Source organism: Micromonospora matsumotoense, assembly GCF_050951065.1.
Taxonomy (GTDB): Bacteria; Actinomycetota; Actinomycetes; order Mycobacteriales; family Micromonosporaceae; genus Micromonospora; species Micromonospora matsumotoensis.
Genome location: NZ_CP192025.1, coordinates 2,323,652 through 2,347,778 on the forward strand (window position 1 = coordinate 2,323,652; position 24,127 = coordinate 2,347,778).

General features: G+C 73.2%; 21 protein-coding genes and 1 pseudogene. 14 read left to right on the forward strand and 8 right to left on the reverse strand.

What is annotated here, in order from left to right; genetic code table 11:
* Nucleotides 1-6: 6 nt before the first annotated feature.
* The gene (locus ACQP1S_RS10305) at nt 7-156 is read left to right on the forward strand and encodes a hypothetical protein (protein WP_176738988.1); all 150 of its coding nucleotides are present in this window, start codon (nt 7-9) and stop codon (nt 154-156) included.
* Between the two features lie 212 nt (nt 157-368).
* A complete protein-coding gene (locus tag ACQP1S_RS10310) occupies nt 369-1,085 on the forward strand; it encodes an EcsC family protein (RefSeq protein ID WP_432907953.1) in 717 nt (238 codons plus the stop codon).
* Nucleotides 1,086-1,189: 104 nt separating this feature from the next.
* Here the strand turns inward: ACQP1S_RS10310 and ACQP1S_RS10315 are convergent, their stop codons facing one another.
* Complete coding sequence (locus ACQP1S_RS10315) at nt 1,190-2,044, reverse strand: GDSL-type esterase/lipase family protein (protein WP_432905632.1); 855 nt, start codon at nt 2,042-2,044, stop codon at nt 1,190-1,192.
* 179 nt (nt 2,045-2,223) lie between these two features.
* On the opposite strand from ACQP1S_RS10315, the gene ACQP1S_RS10320 reads away from it, so the two are divergent.
* The 6 genes and pseudogenes from ACQP1S_RS10320 to ACQP1S_RS10345 all read left to right on the forward strand — a co-directional run.
* Nucleotides 2,224-2,487, forward strand: a complete 264-nt coding sequence (locus ACQP1S_RS10320; protein ID WP_432905635.1) for a DUF6343 family protein — start codon at nt 2,224-2,226, stop codon at nt 2,485-2,487.
* A 12-nt stretch (nt 2,488-2,499) separates the two neighbouring features.
* Nucleotides 2,500-3,912, forward strand: coding sequence for an NADP-dependent succinic semialdehyde dehydrogenase (locus tag ACQP1S_RS10325; RefSeq protein ID WP_432905638.1), 1,413 nt, complete (start codon nt 2,500-2,502; stop codon nt 3,910-3,912).
* 103 nt (nt 3,913-4,015) lie between these two features.
* A complete protein-coding gene (locus tag ACQP1S_RS10330) occupies nt 4,016-4,981 on the forward strand; it encodes a TIGR03885 family FMN-dependent LLM class oxidoreductase (RefSeq protein ID WP_432905641.1) in 966 nt (321 codons plus the stop codon).
* A 37-nt stretch (nt 4,982-5,018) separates the two neighbouring features.
* The gene (locus tag ACQP1S_RS10335; RefSeq protein WP_432905643.1) at nt 5,019-6,596 is read left to right on the forward strand and encodes a Na+/H+ antiporter; all 1,578 of its coding nucleotides are present in this window, start codon (nt 5,019-5,021) and stop codon (nt 6,594-6,596) included.
* Nucleotides 6,596-6,853, forward strand: coding sequence for a UBP-type zinc finger domain-containing protein (locus tag ACQP1S_RS10340; protein ID WP_091246582.1), 258 nt, complete (start codon nt 6,596-6,598; stop codon nt 6,851-6,853). The genes ACQP1S_RS10335 and ACQP1S_RS10340 overlap by 1 nt, the downstream gene beginning before the upstream one ends.
* 179 nt (nt 6,854-7,032) lie before the next feature.
* Nucleotides 7,033-7,608 (forward strand): annotated as a pseudogene (locus ACQP1S_RS10345) (snapalysin family zinc-dependent metalloprotease); the annotation flags it as partial.
* Nucleotides 7,609-8,927: 1,319 nt separating this feature from the next.
* On the opposite strand, the gene ACQP1S_RS10350 reads toward ACQP1S_RS10345, so the two are convergent.
* Together ACQP1S_RS10350 and ACQP1S_RS10355 are read right to left on the reverse strand one after the other, a co-directional pair.
* Complete coding sequence (locus ACQP1S_RS10350) at nt 8,928-9,338, reverse strand: hypothetical protein (protein WP_091246575.1); 411 nt, start codon at nt 9,336-9,338, stop codon at nt 8,928-8,930.
* A gap of 475 nt (nt 9,339-9,813) precedes the next feature.
* Complete coding sequence (locus tag ACQP1S_RS10355) at nt 9,814-12,423, reverse strand: glycoside hydrolase family 9 protein (RefSeq protein WP_432907956.1); 2,610 nt, start codon at nt 12,421-12,423, stop codon at nt 9,814-9,816.
* A 269-nt stretch (nt 12,424-12,692) separates the two neighbouring features.
* On the opposite strand from ACQP1S_RS10355, the gene ACQP1S_RS10360 reads away from it, so the two are divergent.
* A complete protein-coding gene (locus ACQP1S_RS10360) occupies nt 12,693-13,418 on the forward strand; it encodes a PP2C family protein-serine/threonine phosphatase (RefSeq protein ID WP_091246571.1) in 726 nt (241 codons plus the stop codon).
* 76 nt (nt 13,419-13,494) lie between these two features.
* On the opposite strand, the gene hrpB is transcribed toward ACQP1S_RS10360, so the two are convergent.
* From hrpB to ACQP1S_RS10375, 3 genes are read right to left on the reverse strand one after another with little or no spacing between them, the layout of a single operon-like run.
* Nucleotides 13,495-16,011 (reverse strand): ATP-dependent helicase HrpB, encoded by a 2,517-nt coding sequence (gene hrpB, locus ACQP1S_RS10365; RefSeq protein WP_432905647.1) that lies wholly within the window; start codon nt 16,009-16,011, stop codon nt 13,495-13,497.
* 25 nt (nt 16,012-16,036) lie between these two features.
* Nucleotides 16,037-16,237 carry a DUF397 domain-containing protein gene (locus tag ACQP1S_RS10370; protein ID WP_091246569.1) on the reverse strand — a complete coding sequence of 67 codons (201 nt, stop codon included), beginning with the start codon at nt 16,235-16,237 and terminating at the stop codon, nt 16,037-16,039.
* 40 nt (nt 16,238-16,277) lie between these two features.
* The gene (locus tag ACQP1S_RS10375; RefSeq protein WP_432905650.1) at nt 16,278-17,123 is read right to left on the reverse strand and encodes a helix-turn-helix domain-containing protein; all 846 of its coding nucleotides are present in this window, start codon (nt 17,121-17,123) and stop codon (nt 16,278-16,280) included.
* 142 nt (nt 17,124-17,265) lie between these two features.
* Between ACQP1S_RS10375 and ACQP1S_RS10380 the strand changes: the two genes are divergently transcribed.
* From ACQP1S_RS10380 to ACQP1S_RS10390, 3 genes are read left to right on the forward strand one after another with little or no spacing between them, the layout of a single operon-like run.
* A complete protein-coding gene (locus ACQP1S_RS10380) occupies nt 17,266-17,892 on the forward strand; it encodes a GOLPH3/VPS74 family protein (protein WP_176739003.1) in 627 nt (208 codons plus the stop codon).
* A gap of 52 nt (nt 17,893-17,944) precedes the next feature.
* A complete protein-coding gene (locus ACQP1S_RS10385; RefSeq protein ID WP_432905652.1) occupies nt 17,945-19,465 on the forward strand; it encodes an APC family permease in 1,521 nt (506 codons plus the stop codon).
* Nucleotides 19,462-20,055, forward strand: coding sequence for a GNAT family N-acetyltransferase (locus ACQP1S_RS10390; protein ID WP_091246559.1), 594 nt, complete (start codon nt 19,462-19,464; stop codon nt 20,053-20,055). The genes ACQP1S_RS10385 and ACQP1S_RS10390 overlap by 4 nt, the downstream gene beginning before the upstream one ends.
* A 207-nt stretch (nt 20,056-20,262) precedes the next feature.
* Here the strand turns inward: ACQP1S_RS10390 and ACQP1S_RS10395 are convergent, their stop codons facing one another.
* Nucleotides 20,263-21,087 (reverse strand): SigB/SigF/SigG family RNA polymerase sigma factor, encoded by an 825-nt coding sequence (locus ACQP1S_RS10395; RefSeq protein WP_091246558.1) that lies wholly within the window; start codon nt 21,085-21,087, stop codon nt 20,263-20,265.
* A 406-nt stretch (nt 21,088-21,493) separates the two neighbouring features.
* Here ACQP1S_RS10395 and ACQP1S_RS10400 point away from each other — a divergent pair, with 406 nt between their 5' ends.
* Complete coding sequence (locus tag ACQP1S_RS10400) at nt 21,494-22,285, forward strand: hypothetical protein (protein WP_091246556.1); 792 nt, start codon at nt 21,494-21,496, stop codon at nt 22,283-22,285.
* Here ACQP1S_RS10400 and ACQP1S_RS10405 read toward each other — a convergent pair.
* Nucleotides 22,234-23,823: a phospholipase D family protein gene (locus ACQP1S_RS10405; RefSeq protein WP_091246554.1), complete on the reverse strand. Its 1,590-nt coding sequence runs from the start codon at nt 23,821-23,823 to the stop codon at nt 22,234-22,236. The two genes, ACQP1S_RS10400 and ACQP1S_RS10405, sit on opposite strands and share 52 nt — an antisense overlap.
* A 136-nt stretch (nt 23,824-23,959) precedes the next feature.
* Here ACQP1S_RS10405 and ACQP1S_RS10410 point away from each other — a divergent pair, with 136 nt between their 5' ends.
* A complete protein-coding gene (locus ACQP1S_RS10410; RefSeq protein ID WP_432905657.1) occupies nt 23,960-24,088 on the forward strand; it encodes a hypothetical protein in 129 nt (42 codons plus the stop codon).
* Nucleotides 24,089-24,127 lie beyond the last annotated feature (39 nt).

A 24,127-nucleotide genomic window follows, 5' to 3' on the forward strand; every position in this document is an offset into this window, starting at 1 on the left:
GACGACATGTCAGCACTGATGCAGCGGATCAGCGCCTTCCTGCGCTCGCCCAAGGGGCAGCAGTTGGTCGACCGGGGTCGGCGCGAGCTGGCCAAGCCGGCGAACCAGGCGCGGCTCAAGCAGGCGGCCAGCAAGCTGTCGGGCCGCCGTCGCTGACCGCCCCTGAACCTATTCCACCACCGGGAGCCTCTGTGACCGACGCCGTGCCCGTCGACGACGAACCGACCGTACCCATGCCGCCGGTCCCGGCGGACACTCCGGGCCCGGCGGTCCCCGTGACACCGGCGACCACGGCACCGGCAGCCACCGCCCCGCCGGCTGCGCAGCCGGCGGTCCCGGGGACAGCAGTGTCGGCGGTGCCGGGAGCGGTGGTCTCGGCGGTGCCGGGGGCACCGGCCGGTGATCCGGGTGACGTGCCCGAGGCGCCGCCGGCCCGGCTCTGGGACCGGATGCGGGACGATCCGCAGTACGCGCCGGAGCACCTGGCCCTGGAGGCGGTCCGCCGGCTCGGCCCGGAGGCGGCGCAGTGGATCGCCAAGGCGCGGGCGGAACGACCCGACGCGACCGCCGACCAGTTGGCCGAGCAGGCGATCCGGCGCTTCGTCAACCGGGCCCGGCTCTCCGGCGCGGTCTCCGGTGCGGCCGGGCTGCCCGGTGCCGTCATCGACGTCGGCGTGCTGGCCTGGACCCAGGCCCGGCTGGTGCTGCACGTCGCCGCCGCCTACGGCGCGAACCCGACCCACCCGGACCGGGCCACCGACCTGCTCGTCCTGCAAAAGGTGCACAAGGCGGCCGAGGCGGCCCGGCTGGCACTGGGTGTCGCGGCCGGTCGGGAGCGGGCCGGCGCGCTGTTCGGCCACGCCGCCCAGAACCCGCTCGGCCGGGTGATGCTGCAACTGGGCGTCCGGCTGGCCCGGATGGCCGGGATGCGGGCGGCGAAGCGGGTCTTCGCCAAGGTCGTTCCGGGGGCCGCGATCATCCTCGGCACCTGGGCCAACTCGTCGGCCACCAAGGATCTCGCCGAGCGCGCCCAGGCGCTCTACCGGGAACACCGGGGCGGGGTGCCCCAACCGCGCCGCCCCTGATCAGCCCTCCGCGCCCGCCGTGTCCGGCCCGCCGCCGGGCGCGGCGTGACCCGTCGCGGGCCTGACCGGCGTCCTGTCGGGGGCCGGCCGGCGGCGGGTACGGCTCAGAGTCGCCAACCGGCGGCCGGGAAGGTCGCGTCGGCGAGCCGGTTCTGCCCGGCCACGTTGGGGTGGAACCAGTCCAGCGCGTTGACCTCGTCCAGGCTGAACCGCACCCGGTGCACCGCCCCGCCGTCGTAGTGGCACCGCGACCCGTACGCCCGGCAGGCCGCCTTGAGCTGGCCGTTGTACGCGTCGATCCGCTCGGCGAAGCGGGCCCGCCGGTCCCGGTCGGCCTTGGCGTCCGAGGTGGGGTTCGCCAGCAGGGCCGGGCAGATGCCGGTCTTCCAGATCCGCACCGCGCGGGACTCGGTGTGCCCGATCTCCCAGAGCCGGTTGAGGTCGGGGACGCTGGCCACCAGGACCCGGGCCTTGGGGCGGCCCTCCCGCAGCACCCGCAGCGCCCGGTCGACCTGGCTGCGGAAGGTGGCCGTCGAGGTCATCCGGTCGATGTCGTCGCGGCAGGCGTCGTTCGCCCCGATCAGCACCGTCACGTAGTCGGCCTTGTCCTTGACGGCGGCGCCGGCCTGCCCGGCGAGGGCCTCGGCACGGGCACCCGGCACGGCGTGGTTGCGGGCCCGGTTGCGGATCGGGGCGTCGGCGTCCAGCAGCCGCCGGTAGTGGCTCTCCACCCGGATGCCGTCCCCGGTGGACCAGGAGTTGCGTTGGCACGAGGTGAGCACCAGGCAGGAACCGAAACCGGTGGTGATCGAGTCGCCGAGGGCGGCCATCGTGGTGGGCAGGCCGGTCGGTGTCGACCCGCTCTTGGTGGGGCGGGGGGACGCCCCGCCGCCCTCCTCGCAGGCGAGCGCGACCAGCGCAAACAGGCAGGCCACGGCGGCGACCCAGCGTCGAGGCATGCGTCTTCCCCCGGTCAGACAGCGCAGAGCGACAGCCCGGTCACTCTACGGGCCGGACGGGGTGGGGTGGCCCGCTCGTGTCAACTTCCGGGCAGAGTCGACATCTAGAAACACCAATCTGGTAGGAGTGTGTGGGCAGCGGTCGGTTAGTGGCGTCCACGCCGGGGTAGGCCGAGACGATGACGAGATCGCAGCCCCGGCGTGCCCGAGGCACGGTCGGCCACGCCTACAGCGCATTGAACCTCCGCCTGGCCCTGGCCTTGTTCGGCCTGGTCACCATGACCGTCTTCGCGGTCGGAGCGTTCTGGGCCGGCCTGGCCTGGCTGGGTGTGCTCTGCGCGCTGTTCGCCGTCGTGGCGGTGGTCGACCTGGTCGTCATCCAGCGCCGCCGCGCCGCCCGCCGCCGTGAGCAGCCGGGCGCACGGCACTCACTCTTCGAGTGACAGGAGCACGAGATGCCCATCGCCACCACCAACCCGGCCACCGGTCAGGTGCTCAAGTCGTACGAGCCGATGTCGGCGGAGCAGATCGACGCCGCCATCGAACGGGCCGACCTGGCGTACCGGGATCTGCACCGGACCACGGTCGCCCAGCGGGCGCAGTGGATGAACGCCGCCGCGGACCTGCTCGACGCCGAGCGCGACGAGACCGCCCGGCTGATGACCACCGAGATGGGCAAGACGTACGCCGCGGCGAAGGCCGAGGTCACCAAGTGCGCGACCGCCTGCCGGTTCTATGCCGGGCACGCGGAGCGGATGCTCGCCGACGAGCCCGCCGACGCCGCCGCCGTCAAGGCCAAGCGGGCGTACGTCCGCTACCAGCCGATCGGGCCGGTCCTCGCGGTGATGCCGTGGAACTTTCCGCTCTGGCAGGTGATGCGGTTCGCCGCGCCGGCCCTGATGGCCGGGAACACCGGCCTGCTCAAGCACGCCTCCAACGTGCCGCAGACCGCGCTCTATCTGGAGGACGTGTTCCGCCGGGCCGGCTTCCCGGAGGGCGCGTTCACCACCCTGCTGGTCGGCTCCGACGCGGTCGACCGGATCCTGAGCGACCCCCGGGTCCGGGCCGCCACGCTGACCGGCAGCGAGGGTGCGGGCCGTTCGATCGCCCAGATCGCCGGCCGGGAGCTGAAGAAGACGGTGCTGGAGTTGGGCGGCAGCGACCCGTTCGTGGTGATGCCCTCGGCCGACCTGGACCGGGCCGCCGAGGTGGCCACCACCGCCCGCTGCCAGAACAACGGCCAGTCCTGCATCGCGGCCAAGCGGTTCATCGTGCACACCGACGTCTTCGACGTCTTCGCCGGGAAGTTCGCCGCGCACATGGCGGCGCTGCGGGTCGGTGACCCGATGGACGCCGACACCGACGTCGGCCCGCTGGCCAGCGAGAGCGGCCGGGACGAGATCCACGCCCAGGTGCAGGACGCGGTGGCGCACGGTGCGACGGTGCTCTGCGGCGGCGAGAAGCCGACCGGGGACGGCTGGTTCTATCCGCCGACGGTGGTGACCGACCTGGACCCGCAGATGCGGATGTGGGCCGAGGAGGTCTTCGGCCCGGTCGCCGGGCTCTACCGGGTGTCGTCGTACGAGGAGGCGATCGAGGTGGCCAACGGCACGCCCTTCGGGTTGGGCGCGAACGCCTGGACCACCGACCCGGCCGAGCAGGAGCGGTTCGCCACCGACCTGGACGCCGGTAACGTCTTCGTCAACGGCATGACCACCTCCTATCCGGAGCTGCCCTTCGGCGGGGTGAAGAACTCCGGCTACGGCCGGGAGCTGTCGGCGCTGGGGATGCGGGAGTTCTGCAACACCAAGACCGTCTGGGTGGGGGAGGGCGCCGCCACCGTCGGCGCCGGCGCGCACGCCGAGTGACCCCGCCTCGCCGCCACCCGGCCCGGGCGACGGACGATCCCGCCGGGTAAGCCGGCGCGGGGCGAGCTTTAACCGCACACCGTCATGGGTACGGAAGGACGCCATGACGGTGTTCGGCTTCCACGCCTCCCACGAGCAGATCCATCCGAGTCGCCTGCTGGAGGCGGTGGTGCACGCCGAACGTGCCGGCTTCGACGCGGCGATGTCGTCGGACCACTTCTCGCCGTGGAGCACCCGGCAGGGCCAGTCCGGGTTCGCCTGGTCCTGGCTGGGGGCCGCGCTCCAGGCCACCGGGCTGCCGTTCGGCGTGGTCAACGCCCCCGGCCAGCGCTACCACCCGGCGATCATCGCGCAGGCCATCGGCACCCTGGGCGCGATGTACCCGGGCCGGTTCTGGGCGGCGCTGGGCACCGGCGAGGCGAGCAACGAGCACATCACCGGCGACGGCTGGCCGCGCAAGGACGTGCGGACCGCCCGGTTGCGGGAGTGCGTGGAGGTGATCCGGGCGCTGCTGGCCGGCGAGGAGGTCAGCCATGACGGCCTGGTCCGGGTGGACCGGGCCAAGCTGTGGACCCGGCCGGAGGAACCACCGGCGCTGATCGGGGCGGCGGTCAGCGTGGCCACCGCCCGGTGGTGCGCCGAGTGGGCGGACGGCCTGATCACCGTGAACGCGCCGACCGCACACCTGCGCGAGATGATCGACGCCTACCGGGACGCCGGTGGGCGGGGGCCGGTGCACCTCCAGGTGCACGTGAGCTGGGCGCCGGAGCAGGCCGAGGCCGAGGCGATCGCGTACGAGCAGTGGCGCAGCAACGTCTTTCCGCCGCCGGTCTGCTGGGACCTGGACACCGCCGAGCACTTCGACGTGGTCAGCGAGCGGATGCCGATGGAGAAGGTCACCGAGGTGGTGAACGTGTCGTCGGATCTGGGCCGACACGTCGGGTGGCTGGAGGAGTACCTGTCGTTGGGCGTCGACCAGATCGCCCTGCACCACGTCGGGCAGGAGCAGCGCGCCTTCATCGACACGTTCGGCGCGGAGGTGCTGCCGAAACTGCGCGCCGCCGGGTGATCACCCCGGCCCGGTCGTACCCCTAGGCTGCTACTCCATGGAAGCTCTGTTCGAGGTCGTGGTCTTCCTGGCGATCGCGACCTTCGGTGCCGCGCTGGCCCGCCGGCTGGGCCTGCTCGCGCCGATCCTGCTGGTGGTGCTCGGCCTCGGGCTGTCCTTCCTGCCGGGCTTCCCGCACGTCCGGCTCGATCCCGACCTGGTGCTGGTGGGCATCCTGCCGCCGCTGCTCTACGTGGCGGCGTTGGGCACCTCGGTCCCGGCGTTCCGGCTCAACCTGCGGCCGATCCTGCTGCTCGCGGTGGGTCTGGTGATCTTCACCGCCTTCGTGGTGGGCACGGTGGTGCACCTGTTCCTGCCCGACCTGCCGTACGCGATCTGCCTGGCGTTGGGGGCGGTGGTGGCGCCGCCGGACGCGATCGCCGCGACCGCGGTGGCCCGCCGGGTGGGTCTGCCCCGGCGGGTGGTGACCATCCTGGAGGGGGAGAGCCTGGTCAACGACGCCACCGCGCTGGTGCTGCTGCGGGTGGCGATCGTCGCGGCCACCGCCAGCGCCGGCTCGGTCAGCTTCGGGTACGTGGCGCAGGAGGTGGTGGTCGCCACCGGTGGCGGGGTGCTGGTCGGGTTGCTGGGTGTGGTGGTCTTCGGCTACCTGCACAAGCGGACCACCGACCCGCTGCTGGACAACGCACTGTCGCTGATCGTGCCGTTCGCGGTGGTCTTCGCGGCCGAGGCGATCCACGCCTCCGGGGTGGTGGCGGTGGTGGTCACCGGTTTAGGGATCGGCCACAAGATGCCGCTGCTGCTGTCGGCCGCCTCCCGGTTGCAGACCGGTGCGTTCTGGCGACTGGTGCAGTTCCTGCTGGAGGGGCTGGTCTTCCTGCTGGTCGGCCTGCAACTGCCCGAGGTGCTGCAAGATCTCGACGAGCCGACCGGGCGGCTGGTGGGGATCACCGCGGCGGTGCTGGCGGCGGTCTTCCTGACCCGGTTCGTCTGGGTCTTCCCGGCCACCTACCTGGCCCGGCTGGTGCCGAGGGTCCGGCAGCGGGACCCGGCCCCGCCGGTGCAGTTCCCCATCGTCATCGGGTGGGCCGGGATGCGCGGGGTGGTGACGCTGGCCGCCGCGCTGGGCCTGCCGTTGACGCTGGCCGGCGAGCAGCCGTACCAGCGGGCGCTGTTCATCTGGCTGGCCTTCGCGGTGATCATGGCGACCCTGCTCGGGCAGGGCGCGACCCTGCCGTGGGTGGCCCGCCGCTTGAAGCTGACCCCGGACGACCCGGTGGCCGACGCGCTCTCCGCCGCGACGGTGCAGCAGCAGGCCGGCCGGGCGGCCCGGGAGCGGCTGGACGAGTTGGCCGAGGGTGCGCCGCCGGCCGTGGTGGAGCGGCTGCGCGGGCTGGTGCAGAGCCGCACCAACCTGGCCTGGGAGCGGCTCGGCGGCAGCGACCGGGAGACCCCGTCCCAGGCGTACGGTCGGTTGCGGCAGGAGATGATCGACGCCGAGCGGGAGGTCTTCCGGGCCGCCCGCGACGAGGGACGGATTCCCGAGGAGGTGCTGGTGCGGGCCTACCGTGACCTGGACCTGGAGGAGTCGTTGTTGCGACGGGAGAGCGACTGATGAGCTGTGCGCACCTGACCGGGGCGGGGACCACCGAGCCGACCGTGGCCGAGGCCTGCCCGGAGTGCGTCGCCGTCGGCAACGACGACTGGGTGCACCTGCGGTGCTGTGTGGAGTGTGGGCAGGTGGGATGCTGTGACTCGTCGCCGTACCAGCACGCCACGAAGCACTTCGAGTCGAGCGGGCACCCGGTGATGCGCTCGATCCAGCCGGGGGAAGCCTGGCGCTGGTGCTTCCTCGACGAGGAGATCGGCTGAGCCCGGCTGAGCTGTCCGTGCCGTCGGTGCCGTGGGCCGGCTGAGTTGTCGGTGCCAGCTGAGTTGTCGGTGCCGGCTGAGTTGTCGGTGCCGTGGGCCGGCGGTATGACGTAACCGCTATTCGACCCTGATCCGACCGACCACATAACATCGGTGAACTTCTATCGATGGGAGGTCGGATGATCCGACGACAGTTCTCGCGTACCGCCGGGACCCTGCTGGCGCTGGTGCTCGCGGCGACCGGCGCGGTCGCCTCGGTCGGCACCACCGCGTCCGCCGCCGCCCGGACCGTCTACTACGACGCGAGCCGGGCCGGCGAGTTCCGCACCAACTTCGACCAGGCCGCGACGATCTGGAACAGCTCGGTGACCAATGTCCGGCTGGTCGCCCGCACACCGGGCAACATCACCATCTACGTCGACACCGGCTGGCCCCGCGCACAGACCACCAGCCTGGGCAACGGCCGGGTCTGGATGGGCACCCAGGCCGTCGACCAGGGGTACGACCGGACCCGCATCGCCACCCACGAGATCGGCCACATCCTCGGCCTGCCGGACAACCGGACCGGCCTGTGCACCGACCTGATGTCCGGCAGCAGCGCCCCGGTCTCCTGCCGCAACGCCAAGCCCAGCACCGCCGAGGCGTCCCGGGTGAACTCGTTGTTCGCCGGAGGGCGCGTCACACCGGCCGTGGACGCCAGCTACGTCTGGACCGGCGGCGACGTCGCCGTACCCGCCGCCGTCAGCGGCCTGCCCGGCTGAGCCCCGCCAGGACCGAGCGCCCGCCTGTCGTGCCGTGACAGCGGGCCCTCGGCCCTGCCCTGCCCCGGCCCGGCTCGGCCCTGCCCTGCCCTGCCCCGGCCCGGCTCGGCCCTGCCCTGCCCTGCCCTGCCCCGGCCCGGCTCGGCCCTGCCCTGCCCCGGCCCGGCTCGGCCCTGCCCTGCCCCGGCCCGGCTCGGCCCTGCCCTGCCCTGCCCCGGCCCGGCTCGGCCCGGCCCGGCTCGGCCCGGCCCGGCCCGGCCCGGCTCGGCCCGGCTCGGCTCGGCTCGGCCCGGCTCGGCTCGGCCCGGCTCGGCTCGGCCCGGCTCGGCTCGGCCCGGCTCGGCTCGGCCCGGCCCGGCTCGGCCCGGCTCGGCTCGGCCCGGCCCGGCTCGGCCCGGCCCGGCCCGGCTCGGCTCGGCTCGGCTCGGCTCGGCTCGGCCCGGCTTGGCCCGGCCGTGCTCTGCCCGGTCGACTGCCTCCTGCCGGACCCACCGGCTCGGGCATGCATGTGTGGGCAGGCGCGGGCGGAGTGTGCCGGTCGGGGGAGCGTGTGCGTGCGTGTGGTGGGGTTGGAGGTGGGGTGCGCGTGCGGGCTGGGGGCATCTGGGCCGGGCGTGCGGAGCCCGGGGCGGGTGAAGGGCGCCCGCAGTGGAGTGTGCCGAAGACCGCCGCGGCGGTGGGCCAGCCAGGAGCGAATTCCGCAGACGAGACATCGTGCCGAGGTTGCCGCACTACCCAAGCGGGGCGTCCTGGGGCTCTGGTCCGGCCTCTACGCGACGGCCTGCCGCCGTTGGTCGTTGCTGCTGGTCGCTGTCATCGACGAGGCCAGGCTGAGCCACTCGGGCGTAGCGCTGACCGTCACCGTGCGTGAGCTCTAGGTGAGTATGACTGTCCTGGAACACGTATGCCTGTCGGTCATAAATATGACGGACAGGCATACACGTCTCGGGCCAAGGTGTGGGTGGGAGACGTGTATGCCCGGCCCGTAGCGGTTAGGTCTCGGTTGACCGCACGCTGACCCGCCCGACGTGCCCCACCAGACGGGACCGCTCGGACCGCAGCCCACCGCTCGGACCGCATTGCACGGCTCGGACCGTTCTGCACGCCCAATCGCGTGGACCCCACCGCATGAACCGCACCGCGCGGACCGCAGTGCACCACCGCGCGCATCGCATCGGGCATCGCATCGCACTGCAGGACCGCACCGCACCGCGCGCACCGCCCGCACCGCACCGCGCGCCCGGCCTGGCACGTTTCGTCGATGGGGCGGGAGCGCGGAGGGCGGGCCGGGCGGGTTAGGGCGCGAGGGATGGTCAGGGTGCGGGGTGCTGGCGCAGCGCGGCGATGAACCAGTCCAGGACGGGGGTCAGGGTGGGGGGCGGGGTCCAGCCGTTGACCGTGGCGAGGAGTTGAAAGTAGCGCTCGGTCCGGGGGTCGTTCGCGACCTCGAGGCGGGCCAGTAGCGCGCTGCGGTAACCGGCGTCGTCGACCCGGTCGAAGACCTCGCCGTACGCGGCGACCAGCGCGGCCACCACGTGGCCGGCGCGGGGCGACTCGGGGGTGATGCCGGCGGCGCGGGCCAGTTCGACGGTGTCGCGGACCCGGAAGGTGAGGTCACGGACCATCGCCACGACCTCGGGGTGGGCATCGCCGACGGTCTCGTCGACGAATTCGTGGACGATGCGCCGACGTTCGGCGTCGGAGATCGTGGTCAGCTCGGGCATGGAACTCGCCTCCACTACTGGACCGGGCAGGACGTGCCGGTCGGTCGGGTCGGGTTCGGCGGGCCTATCGGACTGGCGGGCTGGCCGTGCCGGTGGGTCGGGCTGGGCGTGGGTGGTCGGCGTGCCGGGTGGCGAGGGTGCCGGGTGGTTGCCGTGCGGGGTGGCGGGGTGGCGGGACATGCCGGGTGGCCGGGTGGCCGGATGGCGGGGTGGTGGGCGTGCCGGGTGGCGGCGGTGGTGGGTGGTGGGGCGTGCCGGGTGGTGGGGCGTGCCGGGGTGGGGCGGCGGCACCGCCGGGGCCGGGGTGGCGGCCGGGCCGTTCGGTGGCCGGACCCCACCTCGCGATGATCGGTACGACGACGTGGGTGTCGCGGATGGTGGGGCCTGGTGGGGGAGCGCCGGACGGTCGGGGGACGACCGCCCGGCGCGCTCGGGCCCCGGGTGGCAGCCCGGGGCCCGAGGGTGGGAGTGCCGGTCAGGACACCGTGCAGGCGGCGCCGTTGACGGTGATCAGGTCCGGCGACGGGTTGGCCAGCGTGCCGGTCTTGGCCAGCAGGCCGAAGGTCACGCTGCCGCCCGGTGCGATCTTCGCGTTGTACGACTCGTTCTTCACCGTCACGGTGGCCCCGGACTGGGTCACCTTGGCCGTCCACGCCTGGGTGACCTTCTGGTCGCCGGTGTAGGCGTACCGCAGGGTCCAGCCGTCGATCGCGGTGTCGCCGGTGTTGCGGACGACGACCTGGGTGTTGGAGCCGTCCGGCCAGGTGCCGTGCACCTGGTAGCTGACCGCGCAGCTGCGCGGGGCCACCGCCTTGGCGTCACCCTGGTCGGCGAGGAACGACGCGAGCCAGGCCAGCGCCGAGTTCCAGTTGATCGCCACCTCGTTGGTCGAGTACGAGTTGATGTCGTCGACGTAGCAGAACATCGGCGCGCAGCCCTTGAGCAGTTGGGCGACGAACGGGTCCTGGAGGTCGGCGTTCGGGCCACCGGCGAGCGAGCCGGCCGGCGGGTGCGGCATGGCCGGGTTGAGCTGGTTGCCGAAGATCCGGCTGTGCTGGTTCTGCGCGTTCTGCTCGCCCCAGCCGGTCACGTACGAGATGTTCAGCGCGTTGCGGCCGAGCAGGTAGTCGGTGGCCTGCACCGTGCCGTCCCGGTACTTCGCGTCCCGGGTCAGGTCGAAGGCGGTGGCCAGCACGACCATGTTGTTGATGATGTTGCTGTTGCTGCCCCAGACGTAGCTGCCCGCCGCACCCGGCACCGGCAGGCCGTACGCCTGGGCGTGCAGGGTGGTCAGGTAGTTGTCGGCGGCGGCGGTCACCGAGGCGCGGACCCGGGCCCGGTCGGCGGCCGGCAGGCCGTTCGGCACGGTGGCCAGGTCGAGCCGGCCGAGCGCGGCCACGCTCTGCCAGCTGAATGCGCCACCCGCGCCGAACACCTCGCCGGTGTGGTGCGACGAGGCGGTCAGGTCGTCCAGGTACGCCTTCTTGCCGGTGGTCAGGTACAGCTCGGCCGCCGCCCAGTAGAACTCGTCGGTGACGTTGCTGTCCTCGTACGCCCCGCCGCCGATGCCGTCGGCCGGGTCGGCGAGGATCACCGGGTGGGTCTTGGCGGCGGCGTACGCGGTCGACGCGGCGGTGCCGCAACGGGCGGCGAACGCCGCGTCGTACGGGGCGAACAGGCGGGCGCACTGCGCGGCGACGGCGGCCAGGTTGAGGGTGGCGGCGGTCGACGGCGGGTGCAGCTCGCGCGGCTGGGCGTCGTCCTGCGGGGCGAGCGGCAGGCCGGTCCACGCCTTGTCGTGGATCTTGTGGTGGGCCATCCCGGCCAGCGGCTTGCCGGCCGGCACCTGCATGCGGAGCAGGAACTCGATCTCCCAGCGGGCCTCGTCGAGGACGTCCGGCACCGCGTTGCCCCGCTCGGGCACCCGCAGCGTCGAGTCACCCAGCGCGGCGCCACCGTTGGCGGTCTCCGCGGTCTTGGTCCGCTCGAAGGCGCTCAGCAGCTGGTAGGCGGCGATGCCACCGTTGACCACGTACTTGCCGTGGTCGCCCGCGTCGTACCAGCCGCCGCGCACGTCCAGCGAGTAGTCGCAGACGCCGGGCTGGCAGGGCACCTCGGTGTCACCCTGGTTGGGGGCCACCCCGAGGTGACCGGCCGGGCGGGCGTACTCCTCGCCGATCAGGTCACCGTCGATGGCGATGCCGCTGCGCTGGGCGTAGAAGAACTGCATCGAGTCGGCGCGCAGCCGGTCGTACAGGTCACCGGAGATGTCGAACGGGTGGCTGGTCTCGCCGTCGGCGACCAGCGTGTAGCCGGTGCCCGCCGTCCGGTAGGCCGAGAAGTCGATGGTCTGCACGTTCTGCCCGGAGGCGGCGTCGACCCCGCGCGGGGTGGACGCGCCGCTGGCGACGACCGTGCCGGCCGCCGACTTGAGCTGCCAGGGCAGCGCCCCGGTCGACTCGGTCACCACGGTGGCGTTCTTGGGGCCGCCGGGCAGGTAGCCGATCTGGTTGACCCGGACCCGGGGGCCGGTGTCCGGCACGTACGGCGGGGCGGCCTCGCCGCCGCGCAGCGAGACGTTGTCCAGGCAGAGCCGCTGCTCGGCGGCGGCCCCGCCGACCTGGAAGACGAGCTGGGCGTTCGGGTTGTCGTCCGGGACGGTGAACGTCTGCTCGACCCGCTTGCTCGTCGGGGCGGCCACCGCCGGCACGCTCGCGTACGACGTGTAGGGGGCGCTGCCGAGCTGGAGCACGGCGTTGACGCTCAACCCTGGGGTGGCCGAGATGTCGAAGCTCAGCTTGTATTCCGCGCCGGCGTTGAGCCGGACCCCGTCGTGGCCGATGCCGGCGTCCCACGGGTTGGCCAGTCCGGCCGGGATGGTGACGCAGAGCCGGCCGTCGACCACGTCGAGCGGGCCGGTGCCGTAGGAGAACCAGGGCGAGACGCCCTCGCTGAAGTCGCCGTTGCTGATCTGCTCGGGGGCGTCCGGCGGGACCTCGGCGTGGGCCACGCCGGCGCCGGCTCCGGTGAGGATCAAGGTCGTCGCTGCCAGTACCGCGAGATGCCGCCGACGTCGTCGGGTCAGGATCACGGGATTCCTTTCCGGGCGGAAGGGGGAGTGGTGGAGTGCGGGCGGAAAGCTACCTGCAACTGGGAGCGCTCCCAGGTATCAGCCAGATGTTTCCAGCGCGTCTCGTCCCTGTCAATCGATTCGACTGGATGACCTTCGGCCTGGTCGGGGCGCGCCGGCCCGTCCCGGATCGACCGGGTCCGGCAGTGAGATTCACCGCGCCACGCGCAGTCGTCCTGATCTCCTAGAGACAACAACACCCTTCGCCTGGCAGGCTGCCATCCATGACCCTGAAGCTTCGTTCCGTCGGGACGAGCGACCGTGGGCTGATCCGCAGCGGAAACCAGGACGCCATGCACTCCGGTGCCTGGCTCGTCGCCGTCGCCGACGGCATGGGCGGGATGGCGGCCGGCGACCTGGCCAGCCGGATCGCCATCGACGCGGTCGCCCCACTGGACGTGGAGACCCCCGAGGACGCTCTGGTGGCGGCGTTGCAGACCGGCATCGAGCTGGCCACCGCGCGGATCCACCAGGCGGTCGAGGAGGACCGGGAGCGGCAGGGCATGGGCACCACACTGACCGCCCTGCTCTTCTCCCGGACGGGCAGCTGCCTGGCGCTCGCGCACGTCGGTGACTCCCGGGCCTACCTGTTCCGCGACAGCATCCTCAAGCAGGTCACCCGGGACGACACCTTCGTCCAGATGCTGGTCGACCAGGGCGTGATCAGCCCCGAGGAGGCGTCCAGCCACCCCCGGCGGGCCGTGGTCACCCAGGCGTTGCAGGGCGAGCAGGTCTCCCCCTCGTACGCGACGATGGTGCCGCGGGTCGGCGACCGCTGGCTGCTGTGCAGCGACGGCCTCTCCAACGTGGTCCGCCCGGACACCCTCACCGAGGTGCTCCGGGAGACCCCGGACCGGGATGCCTGCGCCCGCCGCCTGATCGACCTGGCGCTGCGGGCCGGTGGCCCCGACAACATCACCGTGCTCATCGCCGACGTCGTCGACGAGTGACCCGGTCCGCCGCCAACCTGCGAACCCGGCCTGCCGGCAACGGACGGGCCGCCCCGTGCGCGGCGGGTGGGCCGGCTCAACGTCGACGGTGCGTGGTGTGCCGGGTCGGCGTGGCCGTGGTCGGGTCCTCCGGCCAGGGATGGCGCGGATAGCGCCCCCGCAGCTCCCCGCGCACCTGCGGGTAGCCGGTGCGCCAGAAGGACGCCAGGTCGGCGGTGACCGCGACCGCCCGGCCGGCCGGCGAGAGCAGGTGCAGCAGCACCGGCACCCGTCCGCCGGCCAGCCGGGGCGCGTCCGCCCAGCCGAACGTCTCCTGCAGCTTCACCGCCAGCACCGGCGCGGCCGGATCGGCGTAGTCGACCCGGACCCGGGAGCCGCTGGGCACCTCGATCCGTTTCGGGGCCAGCTCGTCCAGCCGGCCCGCCTGCGACCAGGGCAGCAGCCGACGTAACGCCCCGGTCACGTCGATCCGGGCCAGGTCGGCACGGCGGCGGGCGGCGGCCAGCTCCGGCCCGAGCCACCGGTCGGCGGCATCGAGCAGTGCGGCGTCGGAGACCTCCGGCCAGTCCGCCCCCAACGCCTGCCGGCAGAACGCCAGCCGCTCCCGCAGCGCCCGGGCCGCCGGGGTCCAGGTCAGCAGGTCCAGGCCCGCCTGGCGCAGCCCGTCGGCGAGGGCGGCCGCCAGCAGCTCCGACGCCGGCCGGGCCAGCGGGCGGCTGATCAGCTCGATGGCCCCGAGCCGGGTCACCTGCCGGGCCAGCACGTCGCCGTCGACCCAGCCGACCTCGCGTACCTCGGTCAGCAGCGGGCCGCCGACCTCCCGCGCGGTCGCCTCGTCCACCGGGGCGGCCAGCCGGACCCGGGCGGTCGGTGCGCCCGGCGACCGGTCGGCGACCGCCACGGCCAGCCAGGCCGTCCCGGTCAGCGCCGACCCGGCTGCCAGCTCCGCCCCGGTCCCACCCGCCATCAGGTACGACGTCCCGCCGGCCCGGCGCAGCCGGGCCAGCCGCTCCGGGTAGGCCAGCCCCACCAGCAACCCCGCCGCCAGATCATCCGGCAGCCGTCCGCCGCCACCGCCCCGCTCGGTGGTGGTGGGCAGGGCGGCGCGCAGCCGGCGTACCTCCGCGCGCCAGCGGGCGGTGGCACCGGGGTCGGTGGCATCGCGCAGCCGCCGCCATCCGGCGGTGAGGTCGTCGTGCCGCCCGACCAGGCCGTCCTCGGCGAGCAGGGCGACCAGCTCGGCGGCCCGGTCCCGGCCGACCCGGGCGGCGCCGTCGAGCAGGGCCCGGCCCAGCCGGGGATGGGTCCCGGTGGCGGCGATGGCCCGTCCCCGGGCGGTCACCCGACCCTCGGCGTCGATCGCGCCGAGGGTGGTCAGGGTTCCCCGGGCCACGGTCAGCGCGGCGGCCGGTGGCGGGTCGGGCAGCGCCAGGCCGACGCCGTCCGGGCTGCCCCAGGCGGCCAGGTCCAGCGCGAACCCGGTCAGGTCGGCGGTGGTGATCTCCGGCGCGGGCTGGGCGGCGAGCCGGCCGTGGGTGGCCTCGGACCAGCAGCGGTAGACCACCCCCGGAGCCTGTCGACCGGCCCGACCGGCCCGCTGGGTCGCGGCGGCCCGGGACACCGGCACGGTGACCAGCGCGCCCAGCCCCCGGGACAGGTCGGTACGGGCCACCCGGGCCAACCCGGCGTCGATCACCACCCGGACCCCGGGCACCGTCAGGCTGCTCTCCGCGACCGAGGTGGCGAGCACCACCCGACGACGCCCGGCGGGGCGCAACGCGGCGTCCTGCGCGCTGGCGGGCAGCCGCCCGTGCAGCGGCAGGACGGCCACCCGGTCGGTCAGGTCGGCCAACCGGCGGGCCACCGCCCCGATCTCACCCGCCCCGGGCAGAAAGACCAGCAGGTCGCCGTCCTGCTCGTGCAGCGCCCGCCGGACGGTGGCGGCGACGTGGTCGAGCAGGGCCGGATCGACCCGGCCCGCGCCCGCTGGCGTGACCGGTCGCGGTGGCGGCGTCCAGACCCGGGCGACCGGGTGCAGGGCCGCCTCGGCGCGGATCACCGGGGCCGCGGCGTCGCCGCCGAGCAGCGCGGCGAACCGGTCCGCCTCCGGGGTCGCCGACATCGCCACCAGCCACAGTTCGGGGCGCAGCGCGGCGCGGGCCTCCACGGTGAAGGCCAACGCGAGATCCGCGTCGAGTTGCCGCTCGTGACACTCGTCGAGCAGCACCGCGTCGACCCCGGGCAGCTCGGGGTCGCGCAGCAGCCGGCGGACCAGCAGACCGGTGGTGACCACCTCGATCCGGGTGTCCGGGCCGACCCGGCGGTCGCCGCGCACGGCGTACCCGACCCGGTCGCCGACCCGCTCGCCGAGCAGGTCGGCGATCCGTCGGGCCGCCGCCCGGGCGGCCACCCGGCGGGGCTGGGCGACCAGCACCCGGCCGGCCACCCCGTCGGCCACCGCGAGCGGGGCGAGGGTGGTCTTGCCGGTCCCGGGCGGGGCCACCAGGACCGCGCTGCCGGTGCCGGTCAGCGCCCGCAGCAGCGGTGGCAGCGCCGGCCGGACCGGCAGGTCGAGTGGTACGTCGGAGAGCACGGCTGCCACTGTGGCACGCCCGGGGTCAGCCCGGTCGTACCGCCTCCATGCCGGTGACGAAGGCTGTCCAGGCGTGGGCGGAGAAGACCAGCGCGGGCCCGCACCGGTCCTTGCTGTCGCGCACCGCGATCCGGTCGTCGGTGGCGGCGATCTCCACACAGTTACCGTTGCCGCTGCTGCGGCTGCTGGTCCGCCAGTCCATCATGGACAGAGGCAGCGCCTGCATTCCCGTACCTTCCGTTCCCCCCGGGCGTGCCGCAATGCGATCACGCAAAGTGATGAGCAGCCTCCTCCAAGCGGGCCAAGGACTCCGCCGGATCCAGTGCCATCCGGCACAGCTCCTCGTGCACAAGGGTATACCCGCGCACGTGTCCCGTTTCCTCCAGCGCCAGACCCAGCGTGAGATTGTCCAGGTAAACCACGGAATTGTCGGCCGCGTCGGCAAACGTGATGATCACGTACGGGGTGCTCATCGCCGGGTGGCCGCCGGACGCGAACGGCAGTACGTGGCATGTCACGTTCGGTGATTGGGCCACCTGGGTCATGTGGGTCAGCTGCTCCGCCATCACGGCCCGCCCGCCCACCGGGCGCAGCAGCACCGCCTCGTTGAGCACCACCGACAGTTCGACCGCGGGAGACTCCCGGTGCAGCATCTCCTGCCGGCGCAACCGGGCGGCCACCTTGCGCTCCAACCCCTCCTCGCCGGCCGTGCGCCGGAACATCTCTCGGGCGTACGCCTCGGTCTGCAACAGTCCGGGGACGGACTCGGCCTCGTACGTGCGCAGGCTCTCCGCCTCCGCCTCGAGGCCGACGTAGAACTCGAACCACTCCGGCAGCACGTCGCTGTAGTTCTGCCACCAGCCGCGCTGCTGCGCGCCCCGGGCGATCTCGATGAGCGCCTCGGCATCGACGCCGGTCACCTCGTAGAGGGCCAGGGCGGCGCGGACGTCGCGGGGTTTGATCCCGATCTGGGCGTTCTCGATCCGGGACAGGTTGCTCTTGGACATGTCGAGTTGGCGGGCGGCCACGTCGAGGGTCATCCCCGCACGTTCTCGCAGTTGGCGGAGTTCACGGGCGATGCGGCGGCGGCGAACGGTGGGGCTGGCAGTCACCCTCCGAGTCTGTCACGACAAGATCCGCAGGTCGCCTGAGTACGGAGTGCAACCATCGAATCTGGGAGTTGCAAAGCTGGAGGTCTGCGGGCATCCTGTCACCCGGCGTGGATCACCTGTGGACAATGCGTGGGAGGCTCGTTTGCTGATCGCCGACGAGTTCTTTTTGATTGCGCACAACGACAGCCGTGGCAAGGCCAAGCTGCATCCGAGTGCCACCGGGCTCAGCCTCGCCGCCGGGCTGCTGGCCGAGCTGATCCTGTTCGGACAGATCACCGTCTCCGGTGGACTCGTCACCGTGATCGACCGGCGTCCCCCGGCTGACGCGCTGGCCCACACCGTGCTCGACCAACTGATCGGTGAGTCGCAGCACCAGGCGGTGCGTACCTGGCTCTCATTCCTGGCCCAGTCGTCCACCACCTCGGTGGGGGAGCGGCTGGCCCGCGCCGGGGTGCTGCGTCGACAGGAGAACCGCCGGTTGTTGCGCACCACCGTCAGCTACCTGCCGATCGACCTCAACGCCGCCGCCTGGCCGGCGACCCGGCTGCGCGCCCTGGTCGAGCGACCGGAGCAGCCCTTGGTGTCGGATACCACCCTGCTCGGGCTGGTGGCCGCCGCCGGGCTGACCCGCGAGGTGCTGTGGAGCGCCGGCCCGCGTGCCCACCACCGGCTGGCCACCCTCGTCCAGTCGCTGCCCGCCCCCCTGAAGGAACTCGTCGTGCACACCGAGGCCGCGGTCGGCGCGGCGGTGCTGCGCGGCATCCCCTGATCTCGCCGCGCCACCGCCTTCCCCCTCCTCTCCCCTCTCCCGGAGCAGCCCCATGCCCCCCCATTCGACAGTCGCACGACCCAGTAACGTCAGTGACGCCCTGGCCCGCGGCCGCCTCGGTGTGCCGTCGGTCATCTTCTTCGTCCTCTCCGCCGCCGCCCCGCTGACCGTGGTGGCCGGCGTGGTCACCACCGGCTACGCGGTCACCGGCATCACCGGTATGCCGCTGGCCTTCCTCGCGGTCGGCGTCGTGCTGGCGCTCTTCTCCGTCGGCTACGTGGCGATGGCCCGCCGGGTGGAGAACGCCGGCGCGTTCTACGCCTACGTCTCGCGCGGCATCGGCCGGCCGGCCGGCGTCGGCGCGGCCTGGGTCGCCCTGATCGCGTACAACGCGCTCCAGGTCGGTCTGTACGGCGCCATCGGTGCCGCCGCCGCCCCCGTGCTCGGCACCCTCTTCGGCGTCGAGCCGCACTGGGCCGTGGTGGCCCTGGTGGCCTGGGCGCTGGTCGCCTTCCTCGGCCTGCTGCGGGTGGACGTCAACGGCAAGGTCCTGGCGGTGCTGCTGATCGCCGAGATCGCGGTGATCCTCGTGTTCGACCTGGGGCAGCTCAGCAACCCGGCGGGCGGTACCACCAGCTTCGCCGCGCTGGCCCCGTCGAACCTGCTGGTGCCGGGGGCGGGTGCGCTGTTGGTGCTCGCCATGACCGGGTTCGTGGGATTCGAGTCCTCGGTGGTCTTCAGCGAGGAGAGCAAGGACCCCAAGCGGACGGTCCCGCTGGCGACCTACCTCTCGGTGGCGATCATCGCTGGGCTCTACGCCCTCTCCTCCTGGTCGATGACCGTGGCCGTCGGGCCGGAGAACATCTCTGCCGCCGCCGGTGAGCAGAGCATCGAACTGATCTTCAACCTGGCCGCCGCGCACCTCGGCGACACCGCCGTCACCATCGGCCAGGCGCTCTTCATGACCTCGGTGCTGGCCGCCATGATCTCGTTCCACAACACCACCGCCCGGTACGCCTTCGCGCTCGGCCGGGAGCGGGTGCTGCCGGCCGCCTTCGGGCAGACCTCGGCGCGCACCGGTGCACCCCGGGTGGCGTCGCTGGCCCAGAGCCTGCTCGGTCTGCTGGTGATCGTGTTGTACGCGGTCAACGGCTGGGACCCGGTGGTGCAGCTCTTCTACTACGCCGGCACCGGCGGCGGGTTCGGCGTGCTGCTGCTGATCGCCACCACCAGCGTCGCCGTGATCGTCTACTTCGCCCGGTCGGACACCTCGGAGTCGCTGTGGCGGCGGGCGATCGCGCCGGCGCTGGCCACCGTGGCGCTGGCCGCCATCGTCGCGGTGGCGGTGGCGAACTTCGCCACCCTGCTCGGTGTCGCACCGGACTCACCGCTGCGCTGGATCATCCCGGGGGTCTACCCGGTGGCCGCGTTGATCGGCTTCCTCTGGGGCATGGTGCTGCGGTCCAACCGTCCCGACGTCTACGCCCGGATCGGGCGCGGTGCGGAGAGCGCGGCCACCTCACTGTTCGCCCCGCAGGTGGACGGCCCGGTGCCGGCGGAGGCCCGGCGATGAGCACGGTCACCGTCGAGCGACTCGACACCGCCGACACCCGGCTCGTCGCCGAGCGGATCGCCGAGGCGTTCCTGGTGCTCCCGGCGACCCGGTGGCTGGTGCCGGACGAGGCCAAGCGGGAAGCCGTCTTCGCCGACAACTTCGAGATCCTGGTCGACCACGCGATGCGGCACGGCCTGGTCTTCGGCACCGCCGACCGGGACGGGGTGGCGGTCTGGTTGCCGCAGGTCGGTGACGAGTCGCCCGCTCCGGTGGACTACGACGACCGGCTGGCCGCCGCCTGCGGGGAGTGGACTCCCCGGTTCCAGCACCTCGACGAACTGTTCGCGGCCAACCATCCGCACCCTGACCACCACCACCTGGCGCTGCTGGCCGTCCGGCCGGGACGGCAGGGCCAGGGACTGGGCACCGCACTGCTGCGGCACCACCACGCCTGGCTGGACGCCCACCGGGTGCCCGGCTACCTGGAGGCGAGCAGCGAGGCCGGGCGGGACCTCTACGCCCGGCACGGCTACCGGCTGCGGGAGGTCTTCCGGCTGCCCGACGGCACGCCGTTCTATCCGATGTGGCGGGACCCGGTGAGCAGCTGACCGTACCGACGACGAAGGGGCCCCGACGCGAGCGCGTCGGGGCCCCTTCGTGGTGTGGTGGCCGTCGGAGCGGGGGTCGGTCGGCTGCCGTGGCCGGTCCGTCCGGTCGGGTGCCCCGGACCGGGGAAGGCCCGGCCGGCGAACCGCCGACCGGGCCTTGTGGTCGCGGCGGTCACCGGCCCACCGGGCCGGCGACCGCCTCCACCCCTAGTAGGTGCCGTCGAGCTGACCGCGCAGCTTGGTCAGGGCCCGGGCGAGCAGCCGCGACACGTGCATCTGCGAGACGCCGATCTGGTCGGCGATCTGCGACTGGGTCAGGTTGCCGTAGAAGCGCAGGGTGAGGATCTTCTGCTCACGCTCGTCGAGGGTGGCCAACGCGGGGCCGAGGGCGACCCGCAGCTCGGCCAGCTCGAACTCGTTGTCCTCGCCGCCGAGCATGTCGCCCAGCTCGGTGGCCCGGTCACCGTCACCGGTCGGGGTGGACAGCGACACCGCGTTGTAGGCGCGGGCGCCCTCCAGGCCCTCCAGGACCTCTTCCTCGGTGAGCTTGAGGTGGGCGGCGATGTCGGCGACCGTCGGCGAACGGCCGAGGGTCTGCAACAGCGAGCTGTTGGCGTCGGAGATCGCCAGTCGCAGCTCCTGGAGCCGACGGGGCACCCGGATGTCCCAGGTGCGGTCGCGGAAGTGCCGCTTCAGCTCACCGATGATGGTCGGGATGGCGTAACCGGCGAAGTCGACGCCGCGCGTCGGGTCGAACTTGTCGATCGCCTTGATCAGGCCGACGGCGGCGGTCTGGGCCAGGTCGTCGGTGGGCTCGCCCCGGCCGCTGTAGCGGTGGGCCAGGTGGTTGGCCAGCGGCAGCCAGGCCTCGATCGCCCGGTCCCGCAGCGTGGGCCGGGACGGGTGGTTGGCGGGCAGCGCGGCCATCGCGTTCAACAGGTCCGCAGCGCTGTCGGTGAGGGCGCGCGGGTCCAGCTTCTCGGTGGTGGGTGGCGTGGTGGTCGCCTGCTCGCTCATGGTTGGCGCGGTCATTGGTGGTCCTCCCTGCACCTCGTCCGCGGAAAAAGGCGTGACGCTTTGGTTTAGCTTCAGATGGGCCGTTCGGAAGCCACCATAGCCTGATCGGTGAGCGGAAATCTAGCCGAAAGGCTGATGTACTTAAGTGATTTCCGCTCACTAAACGGCCAAATCGGGCACAGATTGACCGAATGGTGATCACCGGCACCGCTGCGTGACCCGCCGGAGGGCGAGGTGGGCGCCACCCCCACCGGTGGCCCTGCGGACGGGCCCACCCGGGCGCTGCCGGCGGTGAACCGGTGAACCCGTCCGTCGACCCGAAACCCGACATGCGGGGGGCGGTGTCGGGTTTCCGTCCTTGTCCCGCCGACAGGACCGCCCGTAGCGTCGCGGGGGACCATCCCGGTACGGAGGAAGCACCGTGCTCGACCCCGCGGACCCGCAGCTCGTCGTCGACAGCCGCACACTGCACTTCAGTTGGTTGCCGGCCGACCCGGACGCGGTCGCCGCCCTGGTTCCCCCGGGTCTGCGCCCCCGGCCCGACCGGCAGGTCTTCATGAACCAGTACGTCGTCGAGGACGCCGCCCAGACCTCCGGTTTCGGCGCGTACACGCTGACCTACCTCGGGGTGGCCCTCGCCGGGGTCGACGCGCCCGACGGAAAGACCCCCGGCGGCTGGTGGACCCACTACGTCACCTCCAGCCCCCGGGTCCGCGACTACGCCGCCGCCCGGGGCGCCCCGGCCGTGCTGGGGCGCACCACCCTGCGGCTGCGGGGTGACCTGCTGGTCGCCGACACCGAGGTGGGTGGCCTCCCGTTGATCCGGACCCGGGCCCGGGTCGGTCAGACCGGGCACGAGGTGCGTGCCGGACACCACCGGTACTTCACCATCCGCGACGGCGAGCTGGTCAGCGGCATCTACCCGTACGTCTCGGAGCCGGTCAGCCCCTTCGAGATCGAGTCGGTGGAGTTCTTCGACCCGGCGCACCCGAGCTACGCGCTGCGCCCGGAGAACCCCCTGCTCATCGTCGGGGGCTTCTACGCGCCGCGTACCTCGTTCGCCTATCCGGGCGGACTGACCCGGTATTCTCCGCCGCCCCCGGCGACGTCAGCCACCGCACCCACCCGGCCCGCGTCCTGCGGGCCGACCGCGCCGGAGGCTCACCAGGTGCCCTTCCGCCGGGCGTGCAGCGGCCTGCCGTCGGGGTCGTAGACCAGCCGGTAGGCCGGCAGCGCCCAGAGCCGGGTGTACCAGGGCAGCCGCTCGGGTCGGTGCGGGCGCAGCCGGCCCGGTGGCCGGGGACCCGGCCGGCCGGTGTCGTACCACCGCTGGAGGGCGTCGGCCGTCGAGGTGATCGCCGCCACCGCGCCGGCCGGGTCCAGCAGGTCGGCGTCGTCGGCACCCTCCGGGTCGCGGTCCAGGTGCTCCCGCCACAACCGCAGCCGCAGATCCCGGGCGAACACCCGGGCACCGTCACCCTGGCCCGCCGGGTCGGCGGGGGTCCTCGGGTCGCGGGTGTCGTCGAGCACCGCGCAGGACAGCTCGCTGTCGTGCGTCCAGGACCGCCTGTTGAAGTTGTCGCTGCCCACGCTCGCCCAGACGTCGTCGACCACGCAGACCTTGGCGTGCACGTAGACCGGTTCGCCGGCCCGGTTCTCCACGTCGAAGACGTGCACCCGGTCCGGGGCGGCCCGCTCACACAGCGAGAGCGCCTGCTCCCGACCCACCATGTTCGGTGGCAGCGCCAACGCGCCGTCGACGTCCGGGTAGCGGGGGACCACGGCGACCAGGTGCAGGTCCGGATTGGCCCGCAGCGCCTCGGCGAAGAGTTCGGCCACCTCGGTCGACCAGAGGTACTGGTCCTCCAGGTAGATCAGCCGGCGGGCCCGGCGTACCGCCTTGGTGTAGCCGCGGGCCACCGTGCGCTCGCCGTCCGGGGCGAACGCGTAGCGGGGGCGGACCGCCGGATAGGTGCGGAGCACCTGGATGTGGTGCGGGCCGCAGGGCGGCGGGTCGGCCGGCTGGGTGGGCAGCGGATCGGGGCGGAGGTCGGAACCCCGCAGCCGGTCCCGCAGGTAGGCCAGCGGGTTCTCCGAGTCCAACGGCATCGGGTCGGTCCACCGCTCGCGGAACGTGGTGTCCAACGCGCCGACCGCCGGCCCCCGGACGGCGAGCTGCACGTCGTGCCAGGGCGGGTGCGGGCCGTACCGGGGCGACATGGCGAGGGGCTGCGGATCGCCGTGGTGGTCGGCGTCGTCGCGGCGGCTGTGGCACAGGTCGATCCCGCCGGCGAAGGCGACGTCCCGCTCCGGAGCGTCGGGGTGGCGCAGCACCACCAGCTTCTGGTGGTGCGATCCGCCCCGCCGGACACGCTGGTCGAGCAGCACCTCGCCGCCGGCGGCGTTGACCGTCTCGCTCAGGTCCCGGTTCTCCGCCTCGCTGTAGGACAGCGCGTCGAGGTGGGACCGCCAGAGCAGCCCCTTGACCACCACGCCACGCTGGGCGGCCTGCGCGAAGAGCTGGGCCACGGTCGGGCCGTCCGGGCGCATCCGCTCGTCCGGGTCGCCCCGCCAGTCGGTGAAGAACAGGTGGTCGCCCGCGCCGAGGGCCTCCACCGCGCTGACCAGGCGGTCGAAGTACGCCGCACCGTGAATCAGTGGCTCGGCGAGGTTTCCGGTCGTCCAGACGGGTAACCCCGAGACCGGGTTGGCGCGTTCCTCGGCGGTCAGGAACCAGTCCTCGATCGCCACGCTCCCACCTCCCGAGGTCGACGACGTCCTCACGGTAGGACCCCCGCCGCGGATGCGCATTCCGGGTACCACGGAAGACGCCCGGATGGTGGCCTGCCGCACCCCGCAGAGCCGCGAACGCCGAGGAGGCACCGCAATGCCCGCCGAGACGACGAATTCCGCGACCGAGGACCGTACCCAGGCGGTCGAGAGCGAACGCGGCGCGCTCCTGGCGGTGCTGCTCATGGTGATCCTCGGGGTGGCCGGGATCTTCGCGGTCTCCTGACGGACGGGCGTCCCGGATGACCGGGACGCCCGTCGGACC